This window comes from Nodosilinea sp. E11, assembly GCF_032813545.1.
GTDB lineage: Bacteria > Cyanobacteriota > Cyanobacteriia > Phormidesmidales > Phormidesmidaceae > Nodosilinea.
The window spans coordinates 2,583,857-2,597,541 of sequence record NZ_CP136520.1; the positions used below are offsets into that span (position 1 = coordinate 2,583,857).

12 protein-coding genes are annotated in these 13,685 nt (G+C 57.8%); 8 read left to right on the top strand and 4 right to left on the bottom strand.

What is annotated here, in order from left to right; translation table 11 throughout:
- Positions 1–4 precede the first annotated feature (4 nt).
- Positions 5–529: a hypothetical protein gene (locus RRF56_RS13770; RefSeq protein ID WP_317038215.1), complete on the top strand. Its 525-nt coding sequence runs from the start codon at positions 5–7 to the stop codon at positions 527–529.
- Positions 530–636: 107 nt separating this feature from the next.
- On the opposite strand, the gene RRF56_RS13775 is transcribed toward RRF56_RS13770, so the two are convergent.
- The gene (locus RRF56_RS13775; protein ID WP_317038216.1) at positions 637–1,218 is read right to left on the bottom strand and encodes a thioredoxin family protein; all 582 of its coding nucleotides are present in this window, start codon (positions 1,216–1,218) and stop codon (positions 637–639) included.
- A 50-nt stretch (positions 1,219–1,268) separates the two neighbouring features.
- Between RRF56_RS13775 and RRF56_RS13780 the strand changes: the two genes are divergently transcribed.
- From RRF56_RS13780 to RRF56_RS13790, 3 genes are all read left to right on the top strand, one after another.
- On the top strand, positions 1,269–1,718 hold the full coding sequence (locus tag RRF56_RS13780) for a protein tyrosine phosphatase family protein (RefSeq protein WP_317038217.1): 450 nt from the start codon (positions 1,269–1,271) through the stop codon (positions 1,716–1,718).
- Between the two features lie 65 nt (positions 1,719–1,783).
- Positions 1,784–2,506 (top strand): J domain-containing protein, encoded by a 723-nt coding sequence (locus RRF56_RS13785; RefSeq protein WP_317038218.1) that lies wholly within the window; start codon positions 1,784–1,786, stop codon positions 2,504–2,506.
- A gap of 360 nt (positions 2,507–2,866) precedes the next feature.
- The gene (locus tag RRF56_RS13790; RefSeq protein ID WP_317038219.1) at positions 2,867–3,826 is read left to right on the top strand and encodes an RluA family pseudouridine synthase; all 960 of its coding nucleotides are present in this window, start codon (positions 2,867–2,869) and stop codon (positions 3,824–3,826) included.
- A gap of 164 nt (positions 3,827–3,990) precedes the next feature.
- On the opposite strand, the gene RRF56_RS13795 is transcribed toward RRF56_RS13790, so the two are convergent.
- Positions 3,991–4,398: a GNAT family N-acetyltransferase gene (locus tag RRF56_RS13795; RefSeq protein WP_317038220.1), complete on the bottom strand. Its 408-nt coding sequence runs from the start codon at positions 4,396–4,398 to the stop codon at positions 3,991–3,993.
- Positions 4,399–4,666: 268 nt separating this feature from the next.
- On the opposite strand from RRF56_RS13795, the gene RRF56_RS13800 reads away from it, so the two are divergent.
- Together RRF56_RS13800 and RRF56_RS13805 are read left to right on the top strand one after the other, a co-directional pair.
- Positions 4,667–5,098: a pentapeptide repeat-containing protein gene (locus tag RRF56_RS13800; RefSeq protein ID WP_317038221.1), complete on the top strand. Its 432-nt coding sequence runs from the start codon at positions 4,667–4,669 to the stop codon at positions 5,096–5,098.
- 681 nt (positions 5,099–5,779) lie between these two features.
- The gene (locus RRF56_RS13805; RefSeq protein ID WP_317033747.1) at positions 5,780–6,754 is read left to right on the top strand and encodes an IS110 family transposase; all 975 of its coding nucleotides are present in this window, start codon (positions 5,780–5,782) and stop codon (positions 6,752–6,754) included.
- A 174-nt stretch (positions 6,755–6,928) separates the two neighbouring features.
- Here the strand turns inward: RRF56_RS13805 and RRF56_RS13810 are convergent, their stop codons facing one another.
- Positions 6,929–9,118, bottom strand: coding sequence for a glycoside hydrolase family 10 protein (locus RRF56_RS13810; RefSeq protein ID WP_317038222.1), 2,190 nt, complete (start codon positions 9,116–9,118; stop codon positions 6,929–6,931).
- Between the two features lie 207 nt (positions 9,119–9,325).
- On the bottom strand, positions 9,326–10,552 hold the full coding sequence (locus RRF56_RS13815) for a PAS domain-containing sensor histidine kinase (protein WP_317038223.1): 1,227 nt from the start codon (positions 10,550–10,552) through the stop codon (positions 9,326–9,328).
- 367 nt (positions 10,553–10,919) lie between these two features.
- On the opposite strand from RRF56_RS13815, the gene RRF56_RS13820 reads away from it, so the two are divergent.
- Together RRF56_RS13820 and RRF56_RS13825 are read left to right on the top strand one after the other, a co-directional pair.
- The gene (locus tag RRF56_RS13820) at positions 10,920–11,708 is read left to right on the top strand and encodes a response regulator (RefSeq protein WP_317038224.1); all 789 of its coding nucleotides are present in this window, start codon (positions 10,920–10,922) and stop codon (positions 11,706–11,708) included.
- Between the two features lie 397 nt (positions 11,709–12,105).
- Positions 12,106–13,677, top strand: coding sequence for an ABC transporter substrate-binding protein (locus tag RRF56_RS13825; protein WP_317038225.1), 1,572 nt, complete (start codon positions 12,106–12,108; stop codon positions 13,675–13,677).
- Positions 13,678–13,685: the final 8 nt, after the last annotated feature.

The window sequence follows — 13,685 nt, forward strand, 5'->3', positions numbered from 1 at the left end:
TATCGTGAGCGGTGCATCGAGGCGATCGGCACCGGGCAAGCCACTGGTCACTAGCGCAGATGCACCCTACAGCTCTGGAGGCAACCGATCGAGCACGTTAGTCGATGCAGCCAAGGCCTTTGGCTATGAAGCCGCTGTGGCTGGGCAAAATTCGCCCCACAGCGCAGATCGTTGGAAGACTATTGCGGGGCTGTGGGAAAGCGCGATCGCCCGATTGAACAATATCCCGATCGACGACCCAGGCTACGGCGAAGCCCAAACCCTGCTGGCCCAGTATCAAAGCAACCTTGGCACGGTGCGCGAAAATGCCGCCAAAGAAGAGGCCTCTGCCCGAGCCCTGACAAGCGCTAACAATAAGAGCACTCGCATGCTGGCCCAAAACCTAGAGCGCTTAGAGCGCAATCAAATCGCTAGTTTGCTGCAAGACATTATCAACGATCTCGAAGCTGTGCAGCCCAACACCACCAGCTATGCTCGGGCGACCGAAATGCTCAAGTCTGCCAACCAAAAACTGGCTCAGCTCCAATAAGAGAGCTGAGTGCTGCTGTAAGCTTTGGTTGCTGACGAGGGGACAGCCGGGACGGCTATCCTGACCAAACTGGCTACAGCTATATTCTGTGACGTTTTGCGATCGCCCTAGCCAAAATAGTCTGGCTCGTTGCCAGGAGTCCACTTAATGTTGCAGCCAATACTGGGCTTTTGATGGCCGGGCATAGCCTTGGCGGCCAGCACCGCATCTAGCGCCGCCCGCAGGTCGTGGCCCGTCACCGGTACATCGTTGCCGGGGCGGCTGTCGTCGAGCTGCCCTCGGTAGGCCAGGGTTTTAGCCTGGTCAAACACAAAAAAGTCGGGTGTGCAGGCGGCGGTGTAAGCCTTGGCGATCGCCTGGGTTTCATCAAAGCAGTAGGGAAACGTAAACCCCAGGTCTTGGGCCTGGGCTTTGAGGTGTTCTGGCCCATCTTGGGGATGGGTTTGTAGACTGTTGGCGCTAATGGCGACAATACCGACGCCCTGGGGGCCGTAGTCTTGGCCAATGCGGGCTAGCTCTTGCTCGACATGCTTAACAAAGGGGCAATGGCGGCAGATAAACATCACCAGCAGCGCCGGGGCATCGGCAAAGGTGCCCAAGGTGATGGTTTCGCCGCTAACCACATCTTTGAGTTCAAAATGGGGGGCAGCGGTGCCGAGGGGCAGCATGGTAGATTCCACCATAGCCATGGGTTGAGTCTCCAGGGTGAGTTTTCTTTATCGTACCGAGGGATTTGGCTATGACCGACACCACCCTAACCGGCATTCGCAACTACCTAGAAATTTCGCCCACTCTAGGCACCGCCGGACAGCCCACCGCAGAGCAGTTTAAGGCGGTAGCTGACGCGGGCTACACCGTCGTGATCAACCTGGCGCTGTCTACTTCAGATCACGCTCTCCCCAGCGAGGCAGAATTGGTCAAAAGCCTCGGCATGACCCACTTTCACATTCCGGTGGTGTGGGAGGCCCCCACCCCTGGGGACCTAGAGATTTTTTTTAAGGTCATGGAGCGCAACCGCGACTTCAAAACCCTCGTCCACTGCGCCCTCAACATGCGCGTCTCGGCCTTTGTTTACCTCTACCGCGTACTTCGTCAGGGCGTTGACGAATCGGCTGCCCGCGCTGATCTGCACCGCATCTGGCAGCCCGACTCTACCTGGCAGGCTTTTATTGACCAATCTATGGCCTGATCGCCCGCATCTTTCACCCTGCCTTACCCTACCCCTCAGCCCCCAGCCTCCCCTAAACTATCTCTATGGCAAAAGAGACGGCACAAGAAACCCACTACCAAACCCTCGATATTGACGAGGCGGCGACTCAGGCAGAGATTAAACAGGCCTATCGCCGTCTTGCTAAGCAATATCACCCCGACAGCAAGAGCGATCAGGCGTCGCACGATCGCATCGCCCGGATCAACACCGCCTACGAGGTGATTGGGGACCCGTCGCGGCGCACGGTTTACGACCAGCAGCGCCAGGGGTTTGCCGCCGCCGACCCGGTCGAGAGCGCCGCCAACCGAGCCAAGCGCACCGCCGATATGCAGGAGGTATATCGCTATGCGCGGGAGGCCACCCAGTCGTCTGAGGCGCGGGAAGATGCCTGGCTGAAGCTGGTCTATGGCCCGGTAGATCGGCTGTTGGGCAAAATTATGTCGCCGCTGCGCACCGAAATTCGCAAGCTGTCGGCGGATCCCTTCGACGATGAGCTGATGGAGGGGTTTATGGCTTACTTAGAGCAGGGGCGCACCTGGCTGGGGCAGGCCCAGGGCAAGTTTAATTCGATGGCGAACCCAGCGAGTACGGCGGGGGTGGCGGCGGATGTGTACCACTGCCTGGGGCTGCTAGAAGACGGGCTGGATGAGTTCGATCGCTTCACCATGAGCTATGAGGAGAGCTATATCCATACTGGGACGGAGCTGTTTCGGCGGGTGAAGTTGCTGCGGGCCGAGGCGAAGGAACGGGTGAAGCGGTTGGTGTAGGGTAATCCCCCGTAGGGGCAAACGGTCGTTTGCCCTCGCTAGGTTTTTGCTATTCATTACCCTATGGATGATTGTGGATAGGGGTGGTTGGTAAAAAGCCAAGCTTACCGCTGGGGACATTTCGATTGTCCCCAGACCCCCTCGACCAGGGCCGTGCCGCCGCCCTGGACCCAACGGAAAGGAGGGATCGATGGGCCAGTTTAAACCTCTGTTCTGCGAATCGGCTTGTGGGCAACTGCAATCGGTCTTAGCCATCTCGTAGAGTGCATAACGCTAAGGCGAGGCTGCGCCAACGCGAAGCAATGCACCATTCCATGCAGCGATGCACCATTCTAAGGGATTTCCCACAACGGAACAGACATGAACCAAGGATGGGTTTACCACGATCGCATCACCCCCACCGAAGCCGGTCTTTCCGTCCTCGACTTCTACAGCAATCGTTACAGGCACTCTAGCCGGGCAAAATGGCGCGATCGCATTCTATCGGACCAAATTCGCCGCAACGGTATTCCTCTAACCCCCGACGATCGCCTTCAGGCTGGGCAAACGCTAGCCTATCACCGGCCACCGTGGAAGGAACCGGAAGCGCCCCTGGAGTTTGAGATCCTGTATGAGGATGAGGATTTGATGGCGATCGCTAAGCCGTCGGGTCTGCCGGTGCTCCCCGGCGGGGGCTTTCTCACCCATACGCTGCTGCACCAGCTTAGGCTGCGCTATCCAGAGAATCCGCCTATTCCGGTGCATCGGCTGGGGCGGGGCACGTCGGGGGTAATGGTGCTGGGGCGATCGCCCCTGGCGCGATCGGTGCTGAGCCGCCAACTGCGCGACTCGACGGCAACGGCCCACACCCCCCAGGCCACACACCCTATTCGCAAAACCTACCGAGCGCTGATCGGAGCCAGCGATCTACCCGATACGTTCACCCTCACCACCCCCATCGGCAAGATCGATCACCCTGCCCTCGGCTATGTGTACGGGGCCTCACCCACTGGCTTACCGGCCTACAGCGACGGCAACGTCATCCAGCGCAACCCAGACTCCACCCTGGTGGAAGTTACCATTCGCACGGGGCGGCCGCACCAAATTCGCATTCACCTAGCGGCGGCAGGGTTTCCGCTCGTCGGGGATCCACTCTACGGGGTCGGCGGCCTACCGCTGCCGATTGAACCTGCTGAAAATGGCAGAGTCCCTGTTCCCGGCGACATTGGCTATCATCTGCACGCCTACCGGCTAGAGCTGCCCCACCCCCGCACCCAGAAGCTTTTGCAAATTCTCTGTCCTGCGCCCCCTGCATTACAGACTCCTGAGCCAACGTTTTAGGTTATGGATAACTTTGCTCAAGCTTTGGACACTGTAGTTGCCTGCTACAGAAGTTTTGGCTACCCACAATTTGGTTGGGCAAACGCCGTTTGCCCCTACATGAGCTGACTGTGCTCGGCTAGTATGGGCTACCCACATACCCGCCCACCCGCCTACTTACCCACTCACCCACAGGGCCGCACCATCAACAACTGCTCTGCCTGGGTAAAGCCATATTTCTTGTAAAAGGGCTGCATCTCGGGGGTGCAGAATAGCTGAATGCACTCTACCTGAGCGAGCTGTGGGTGAGTAGTTACCTGCTCGATCAGCTTTGCCCCCAGACCCTGCCCCCGGTAGTCTGCCGCCACAATTACATCGAACACGATCGCTCGATACACCCAGTCGGTCAGCACCCGGCAGAAGCCCGCCAGCCGCTGCGCCTCGTCATCCCACAGGCCAAACAGTAGGTCGCTATTGCTGAGCAGAGTAGGCACATCGACTAAGGCGCGGTCTTTGCTCCACCACTCTTGTAAATACATCTGGTGCAGTTGCTCAACCTGGGCCGAAGTGAGTTGGTGAATGAGGTTGAGCATAGGGAGATTGCGATTGTTTACGGTTCGGTTACCCTGACCCAGCGACGTAGGGAAAAGGCTACGATCAAGGGGTAGCAACGATGCAAGACCTATCTTACTGCCGATGGCGAGAGCCGACGCTACCGATACAGTAATAGGTATAAATGCGTTGGCATTCCTCTTCTTAGCAGAGCACACGCGAGATGGGATGCGATCGCAGACTACTACTAGCCAAGGCTCCTAGCGCGAGCCATTTGGCACCGACTTATCCACAACGGAGGACACCTCCATGAAACTCTCTCTCCTGACCGGGGCCGCAGTGGCTATTCCTTTAGCCATTACCATGCCCGCTCTCGCCGAAAACCCGGCCCACGTGCAGCGGCTGTTAGAAACCAACCTTTGCCAAGGTTGTGATCTATCGGGCGCTGATCTAACCCAGGCCCACCTGATTGGGGCCGACCTGCGCGATGCCAATTTGCAAGGGGCCACCCTGGTCGAAGCCAACCTGGAAGGGGCTGACCTCAGCCGCGCCGATCTGACCGGGGCGAACATGACCAGTTCCTTTTTGACCAACGCCCTCCTCGAAGACGCCACCCTAGACGAAGCAAACTTGACTGAAGCGCACATCTACTTTGTCGATGTCACGGGCGCTTCGCTGCTCGATGCCAATTTGACCGGGGCAGATGTGGTGGGCACCCCCATCAGCGTCGGTGGTGACTAGGAATTTATTAGATAAAGCATTGGTGGGTCGGGTGGCGCGATCGCTGCACCCAACCCACCAGTTCAAGCTCAATAGACCATTAGTGGTCAGCCCAGACTCGTAGTTTTCGGGCATAGAGCGCTGGGCGAAGAATGTAACATTCTTCGCCCCATTTTTTGCTCTCTGTTATGAAGGGGGCTATAGCTGTGGTCATCTAGGTTAGGACAGAGCCGTCATTCCCGTGGCAACGGGAATCCACTAGCCTGTAATTGCTCTCGAATGGATTCCCGCCTACGCGGGAATCATACTGAATCCTGAACGAATACCCCCGATTTGTAGGGGCGTAGCATGCTACGCCCCTATGGGGTTCCTGGATTATGAATCGGGGTTGTCTGACTCGGATTTGGGATTAGACAGGGATCGTCACAAGCAAAATGTCCTAATGATATTGGCTATGGCGATACTTGCAGAAGGCTACTTAAGCGACTCCTAAAAACTTTCTCCCTAATGGTGGGCAGTGCCCACCCTTGTATCTTTAGAGGTGTGTGGCAGACCGTCCCACCCTAGGTTGTCCAAAACCGAACGTAGCATGGGTCGCTGCACACCTCTGAAGTTAACTCGCAAAATCGCCAGGAGCTTAGACTCCGTATCGAGCAAGGACGAGTGATGTCAGATTAACCTCCTACACGGGTGGATACAACCATGACTGAACTATCACAAGCGCATCAATGGGTTGGCATTGACGTATCCAAGCGCACCTTAGATGTGTACGTCCGTCCACTTGGATTAAGCGTTCAGGTGGCCAACAGTGACTCTGGTTTAAGAGAGTTGCTACAGGCGTTAACGGCGTTTCGTCGCGAGACGAGTCTGATTGTGCTGGAAGCGACCGGGGGCTATCAAGCCCTGGCGGCGCGAACGTTGATGGCGGAGGGCTGGCCCGCCGTTGTGGTGAATCCACGTCAAGTGCGTGATTTTGCCCGGGCCACGGGGCGCATGGCTAAAACAGACAAAATTGATGCCGAGGTGTTGGCTCACTTTGCCGATGCCATCCGTCCAGAGGTACGGGCGATGGCGAGTGAGGCCAGTCAACACCTTCAAGACCTCGTCACGCGACGGCAGCAACTCGTCGAGATGATGAGTGCCGAAAAAGCCCGGCAACGCTCAGCACGAGCCAGGACGGGTCAGAGCATTGAGCAGCATATTGACTGGCTCAAGCAACAGATCCAAGACCTCGATACCCAGATTGAGCAGCTCATCGCCCAGAGCGATCAGTGGCAGCGCACCCGCGAGATCCTCACCAGTGTGCCGGGTATTGGGGCTGTGACGACGGGGCTCCTCTTGGCCTCACTCCCCGAGTTAGGACAGATCTCAGCGAAGCGCCTAGCCAGCTTGTGTGGCCTCGCCCCGTTCAACCGCGATAGCGGCCAGATGCGGGGTAAGCGGATGATTAGCGGCGGTCGAGCCACCGTGCGCACAGGCCTCTACATGGCCGCGTTAGTCGCCACTCGCCATAATCCGGTCATTCGCGATTACTACCAGCGCCTGCTGCAGCGGGGAAAACTCAAAAAGGTTGCCCTGGTGGCCTGCATGCACAAACTGGTGATTATTCTCAATGCCATGGTAGAACATGACACCCTCTGGCAGGCTCCGGCTTGCTCCCTGCCCGCCGCCACATAAGGAACAGCAAGACTCTGTCTGATGCAGGCAGGGCTCCTGGCTTGATTTCCGCTGCCATCCCGCCGAGGCTAATCGCATAGCAGGATGAGCTTGACAAAGAAGATAATCGCTACGGTGGCTATAGTCGCCGGATACAGTGGGAGATTCTTTTCTAGAAATCTCCTTATACAAAGGCTAGCGCTGGGTTCTCTCACCGTGGGTGAGCAACTGCTCGATCGCAGTTAACCGGTGCTGCCACGATCGCAGTCGGTAGCCGCTATTTGTCGTGTCAACTAGCACGCCATTGCTGAGGGGGCCGCGCACGCGGGTCAGGCCAGCTTTAACAGTCTCTAGATTGCGTCGCGAGGGCTCTTGAGATAGGGTTTCAAACCCGTTGCCCAGGTCGTTCACTGCGCTAACCCAGGTTTCCAGGCTGCCGCGATCCATCCACAGGCGATTTTGAGTCAATAGCCAGTTCCATTCGCGCTGAAGGGCGGCATAGCGGCTCGCCGCCATGGCGTAGGGGGTGGTGGGGCCAGGCGAACGGCGGCCCTGGGTCTGGGCCAGTACGCGGTTGAGTTCAGTATTGAAATCGGCGACGGCAAATAGCGCATAGCCGGGGGTGGGTAGGTCGCGGCTGGCCTGCATCTGGTCCATGGTGGCTGCATTCGACAAGTTGAGTAGGCGAATGCCCGGTATCACCAGGGTAGAGCCGAAGGATTCATTCACCAGCCAGGGCTGCACGAGGCGTTCGAAACGGCTAGTGTCGCCCGCGTAGCTCATTAATACAATCCAGTCGAGGTAGTTGGCTCGCGCCCAGGTGCCCCAATCTTGCTGAATGCGCTGATGGCGATCGTGCTCGGGGTTGGCAAATACCGCCGCCGACATTACTAGACCGGGGCGCTGTCGCCGCAGGGTGCTAGAGATAGTCTCCACAAACGAGGTCACCTGCTGCATACGAAACTCAGTCCAGCGCTCCGACAGCACCTGCTGCTGAATCTGCTGGTTGCGATCGAGGCCAGGGGCGCGAGGGTTGAGGGTGATCGGGTCTACGCCAGTAAGGGTTTGGAACCGCCAGCGGGCGACTTCGCCATAGCCGTAGGTACGGTTGGCCCCAGGGTCTTGAAAGGGATAGCGAATGTAGTCGAGGTGCAGGCCATCGACCTCGTACTGGGTGGCAATTTCGGTCATCAGCCGGGTGAGGTAGCTGCGCACCTCGGGGTTGGCAGGGTCTAAGAAGGGCTTGTCTTGACCACGGGGGATGGGGTTGCCGCTATTGTCGGCGGCGGCCCAGCTGGGGTGGCGTGAGATGAGCGGCCCAAGGTAGTTGGCAGGCTGGTTGAGCAGGCGGTTGTGGCGCTGGTTGCCAGCGGCAAAGACCCACACCCAGGCGTGCAGGGTCATGCCCCGCTGGTGGGCCAGTTCAACAGCGGCGGCCAGCGGATCCCAACCCTGAGTTAAAGGGTTTTGCTCAGGGGCTACCTGGCTGGGGTAGATGGTATAGCCTGCATTCACGGTTTCAAAGAAGACCGTGTTGATACCAGCGGCGGCCAATTTGTCGAAGACTTCGCTCAATCCCTGGGGTGACTTGGCCTGCACAATGGTGCCGCGATCGAGCCACACGGCGCGAATTTCGCCTTGGTCAACCGATCGCTCCACGGGGAAGTTGTCCCACAGGGCTGAGCGGGTAGCCAGCCAGCGATCGCGCAATTGACTGTGCTGCCCGGCGGTCAGCAGCCGATCCCATTCGTTCAGCAGTTGCTGGGCATCGCCTAAAACCGGATGTAAATAGGTGCCGCGCCTCCCCGATACGTTGACTGAGTCAGCGGCAGCGGTGAGCACGGGTTGGCGATTGGGCAGCGTTAGCACCGTAGACGTTGCCAAGGCTCGATCCATAATCAGCGCGCTCTCAAACCGGCCAATCAGGTTCTTGAGTTCTTGCTGCATCGCCAAAAACACTACCGGGCTGGGGGGTCTGCCCGTAGGCGATAGCTCAATCACCGCTGGGGCAACCGCTTCGGCGGGGTCGCTAGTGGCGGCAGTGGACGAGGTACCTGAATCGGTATTTGACGAACTGGGCACTACCCTGGGCCGCTGGGATGGCGGCAGAGGCAGGGCCGGGGTAGGTTGAGTGGGTCGCCGACCGGGGCGGCGGGCTGGTGCCTCTTCAACCACAGGGACGGTGGGAATGGTGTTTTCTGCTGGGGTATTGCCCAGATCGCGGTAAAGCTCTAAATCGTCGGCGAGGGCGGCACTGGTTTGAGGCTCAGGGGCGGCGGTGGTTGTGGTGGCCTGGGCATAGACCGGTAGATGGAGGCAGCCCCACCCCCCGGCTAGGCCCGCAATTGCCAACAGGAAAAGGCCTTTGCCTGGCTGCTGCGTCACAATGTCATCCCCTCATCACACGGCGCTAATTGTGGCACAGGCTAGCCTATCTAGCGCTGTCCTCAGGACGTTGCTAGAGCAGAATCGGTTGCGATTCAGCTGCGATTCAGGTGCGGTTCAGGGTTGACCGCTGGGCACAGGGCTCAGCGGTGCATCCCGACGCGATCGCTCAGCTCAGGCCGGTGTACCACCCCTTCAGTAAACCCATTACGCGGGCAGGCTAACGGTAAACGTGGTGCCCGACCCCACTCGGCTGGTGACCTTGATGGTGCCTTGCTGGAGTTCTACAAACTGCTTGACAATGCTCAGCCCTAGCCCTGTTCCGGGAATATTGCTGACGTTTTGGCCTCGGTGAAAGGGCTCAAACAGCTGCTTGCGATCGCCGGTCACAATGCCAATACCCTCGTCCTGCACCTTGAGAATGACGCGGCCCCGCTGCTTAGTCAGCCTCAGCCAAATCGGGTTGATATCGGGAGTGTAGCGAATCGCATTGGACAATAGATTGCTCAAAATCGATCGCAGCAGTCGCTCATCGAGACAGGCCGGCACCTGGCGGCTGCGGCAGACAAACTGAATGGGCGTCTGGGGACGCCGGTAGTCGCCCTCGGCCAGCAAGGCTTGGCAAAAGCTCACCAGGTCGAGGGGGCGCGGGCTGACCTTCAGCACCTTGGCCTCAATTTTGCCAATTACCAGAATGTCGTCGATCATCTGGGTCATGCGCTCGACGTTGGCGTTGATGGTGAGCAGGTAGTCGGTTTTTTCCTCGGGGCGTAGCTGGGTGTCGTAGCGGTTGAGCGATGACACCGTCAGGGCAATATTATTGAGCGGGTTGCGAAACTCGTGGCAGACCATGGAGACAAAGCGCGATCGCATGTCGCTGAGCTGCCGCAGTTGCTGGTTAGCATTTTGCAGCTCGGCGGTGCGCTCCTGCACCTTTTGCTCTAGCTCCTCATTGGCCCGCTGCAAAATCTCCTCGGCCCAGCGCCGCTGGGTGATATCGCGAAAGGTGACCACCGTGCCAATCAGCCGCCCCGCCTCGTCGCACATGGGGGTGCTAATGTACTCCACCGGAAAGCTGGTGCCGTCCTTGCGCCAAAATACTTCATTGGTCACATGCCGCACGCTGCCGTCCTGAAACGCTGCGTAGATCGGGCAGTCTTCGCGCTGGTAGGGGCTACCATCGGCCAACGAGTGGTGCATTACCCTGTGCATCGACTGACCAATCAGCTCTTCTGTAGACCAGCCAATCATAGCGGCAGCCGCAGGGTTGACAAAGGTGACATTGCCATCGAGATCGAGACCATAGATTCCCTCCCCCACGGCGTTGAGAATGAGCTGATGCTGACGGCGCAGGTGCTTTAGCTCATGCCCTAGGGGGGCAGCAGGGGCGACAGGCGAGGCATTGCGGGGCGGCAACCAGTAGGTTTGAGACATCTCGATAGCTAACGCGAATTCGGTGGGTTTTTGAGTTTAGGGCGCTTGGGGTTAATGCTCTCGGGGCGAGCCAGAACCAGCGTTAACGCCCTCAACGGCGACAGAGTGTAGCGCTGTATACAACGACGCGTCTGGTTAAGGTTTACTAAAGGATTGTAGACATGCGATCGCCTTCAAATAGTAACCGCACAGCGCTACGTTTTGAAGTTGGCGTGAGCTAAATCATAGTCACTTGGGCTGTTTTCTAGACATTGAGTCCAGTATTTTTCTGGGCAATCTTTCAGCTCTACGTCGTGTATCTCCTGATTTAGCACTTGGGTTTTGGCGAGGCTAGTTCTAGCCTCCCTGGTATATTGGCTACTGTGTTGTGAAAACCGTTTTAATCATTGAAGACGAAGCTCAAACTCGCAACATTTTTCTCAAATGTTTAGAGTTTGAAGGGTTTCGCGCCGTAGGAGCCAGCGACGGCACTACCGGCGTTGCGATGGCCCAACAGCACACCCCCGATCTGGTGGTGTGCGACATCATGATGCCCGATATGGACGGCTACTCGGTGCTATCAGCCCTGCGCAAGGCACGCTCTACAGCGCTCATTCCCCTAATCTTTTTAACGGCCAAAGTAACCATGACCGACCTGCGGCGGGGAATGGAACTGGGGGCCGACGACTACTTAACCAAGCCCTGCACCGTAGAGCAGTTTTTAGCAGCTATTAATAGCCGTTTGCAGCGCCAAGAACAGCTATCTGAGCTTTATGGCAGAGCGCCTCAGGCACCAACCTCACCGTCTAGACCGCGGGCCTCAGCAGAGAGCATCTTTCCTGCCGACCCTAAGCTAGACAGTATTTTCCGCTTCATTGAGGCCAACTACCGCCAGCCCATTAGCCTCAACGATGTCGCCCAGGAGGCGGGGTATTCTCCTGCGTACCTGACTAATCTGGTGCAGTCGCACACGGGGCGCACGATCAAACAGTGGATTATTGAGCGCCGCATGGCTGAGGCCAAACAGCTGCTGGCCACCACCAACCAATCGGTACGCCACATTGCCGAGGCCGCTGGCTATAGTGACGCAGGCTACTTTACGCGACAATTTCGTCAGTTCCACGGTGTTTCTCCTCAGATTTGGAGGCAGCAATCTGTAACAGAGCTAACAAATTAGCCCTTAATTTTGGACTCAGAATTTAAGTTCAAAAGAAAGTCCTACCATGTCCCAAATTTGATCCCATGCTATTTCAATTCAAGCCTGGTAATTTACGTAGTAACTTGCATTAATCCAGGTTGGCGATCGCCATAATGAGATTTCCAGGGAAAAAGATACCAGCTTCAATCTAGCGACTGTAGCTGCTGTAGGGTGGGCACTGCCCACCATTAGGGAAACTCTTTTTCAGAAGTCTCCTGGGGATGGATTTCAAATCCATTAATCCGTCACCGATCTGGATTTTAAGGTTGGTTAGGGAAAGGTTTATGTCGCGTTCAACTATCCATCTATGGTTATTTCAGCAGTAGCAAAATCACTTAACGACTGGGGCAGTTTGAGTTGCACATCACCTTCTCTGATGTTGCCAGGTCAGCCCTGTCGGACGTGCGGCATCGTGCACTTCACCAGCGACCACTCGCGGTTTATGGAGAGCATGCCCCAAGACCCGGTAGACATGATCGACGACCTGGTCAAAATGGGCCTCTATAAAGAGAACCAGCTGCGCGCCGCCGACACGGTTAACACCTATGAGTTGCGCAAGGCACTATTTCTCAAGCGGGTGGGCCGCAACGACCCCCAGCGCGAAAAACTAATTCTTGCCCTGTGCAAGCAGGCGGGCGGCCTAGAAAATGCCTTTGCGGCGGCCTTTGGCCCCCAAGCAGGGCTGTTCTTTGCCGACTCAGTGCGCAACAGCGGTGCTACCCGCCGCGAGTTTTTAAAGAATATGGCGGTAGGCGCTGCCCTGGTTACCCTGGCCAGCTGTGCCAGTGGTGGTGAGCCAGCGGCAGAGGAGAGCGCTGCGGCCCCGGTTGACACCAGCAACCTTGAGAAGACCGACATCCGGGTGGGCTTTATTCCGATCACCTGTGCGACCCCGATCATCATGTCGGAGCCGCTGGGCTTCTACGAAAAGTACGGCTTTAACGCCACGGTGGTGAAGATGCCCAGCTGGGGCGCAGTCAGAGACTCTGCGATCGCAGGCGAGCTCGACGCCTACCACATGCTCGCCCCCATGCCCATCTCCATGACCCTGGGCATGGGTGCTGCCCCCTTCGGTGTGCGGCTGGCCAGCATTGAAAACATCAACGGCCAGGCGATCACCGTGGCCGAGCGCCACCTGGGCAATGTCAACGGCCCCGAAGACTTTAAGGGCTTTGTGATTGGGGTGCCCTTCCCCTTCTCGATGCACAACCTACTGCTGCGCTACTACCTGGCTTCGGGCGGCCTCGACCCCGATGTCGATGTGCAGATTCGCCCTGTCCCCCCGCCAGACAGCATTGCCCAGCTGATCTCAGGCGACATTGACGCCATGCTGATGCCCGACCCGTTCAACCAGCGGGCGGTTTACGAAGGGGCTGGGTTCATTCACATGCTCACCAAAGACCTGTGGGATGGCCACCCCTGCTGCGCCTTTGCCGCCAGCGACGACTGGATCACGGCCAACCCCAACTCCTTCCGCGCCCTCAACAAGGCGATCATCGAAGCAGCGGCCTACGCCCAAGACCCAGCCAATCGCCCCGAGATTGCCGCCGCCATTTCTGATCGAGCCTTTTTGAACCAGCCCGTCGAAGTGGTCGAAGCGGTGCTCACCGGCAACTTTGAAGACGGCCAGGGCAACACCCTCTCGATACCCGATCGCATTGGCTTTGACCCCTACCCCTGGCAGAGCTTCGCCAAGTGGATCTCGTCTCAGCTGGTGCGGTGGGAGCTGCTTGGCCCCGAGCGCACCGCTGACACCATCACCGATGCCCAGATCGACGAGCTGGGTACTGACGTGTTCTTGACCGACCTGGCGCGGGAGCTAGCGCTGGAGCTGGGTCAGCAGCCACCCTTCGAGACCGATCGCACCGAAACCCTGGCCTTTGACAACTTTGACCCCGCCGCGCCCACCGACTATCTCAAGGGCCAAATCGACCAGTTTGGTAAGTAAACCTGTGG

Coding starts and splice junctions, on each gene's coding strand:
- RRF56_RS13785 (WP_317038218.1), top strand. CDS start 1,784: ATGGCAAAAGAGACGGCACAAGAAACCCACTACCAAACCCTCGATATT.
- RRF56_RS13795 (WP_317038220.1), bottom strand. CDS start 4,398: ATGCTCAACCTCATTCACCAACTCACTTCGGCCCAGGTTGAGCAACTG.
- RRF56_RS13800 (WP_317038221.1), top strand. CDS start 4,667: ATGAAACTCTCTCTCCTGACCGGGGCCGCAGTGGCTATTCCTTTAGCC.
- RRF56_RS13780 (WP_317038217.1), top strand. CDS start 1,269: ATGACCGACACCACCCTAACCGGCATTCGCAACTACCTAGAAATTTCG.
- RRF56_RS13825 (WP_317038225.1), top strand. CDS start 12,106: ATGTTGCCAGGTCAGCCCTGTCGGACGTGCGGCATCGTGCACTTCACC.
- RRF56_RS13815 (WP_317038223.1), bottom strand. CDS start 10,552: ATGTCTCAAACCTACTGGTTGCCGCCCCGCAATGCCTCGCCTGTCGCC.
- RRF56_RS13805 (WP_317033747.1), top strand. CDS start 5,780: ATGACTGAACTATCACAAGCGCATCAATGGGTTGGCATTGACGTATCC.
- RRF56_RS13790 (WP_317038219.1), top strand. CDS start 2,867: ATGAACCAAGGATGGGTTTACCACGATCGCATCACCCCCACCGAAGCC.
- RRF56_RS13775 (WP_317038216.1), bottom strand. CDS start 1,218: ATGGCTATGGTGGAATCTACCATGCTGCCCCTCGGCACCGCTGCCCCC.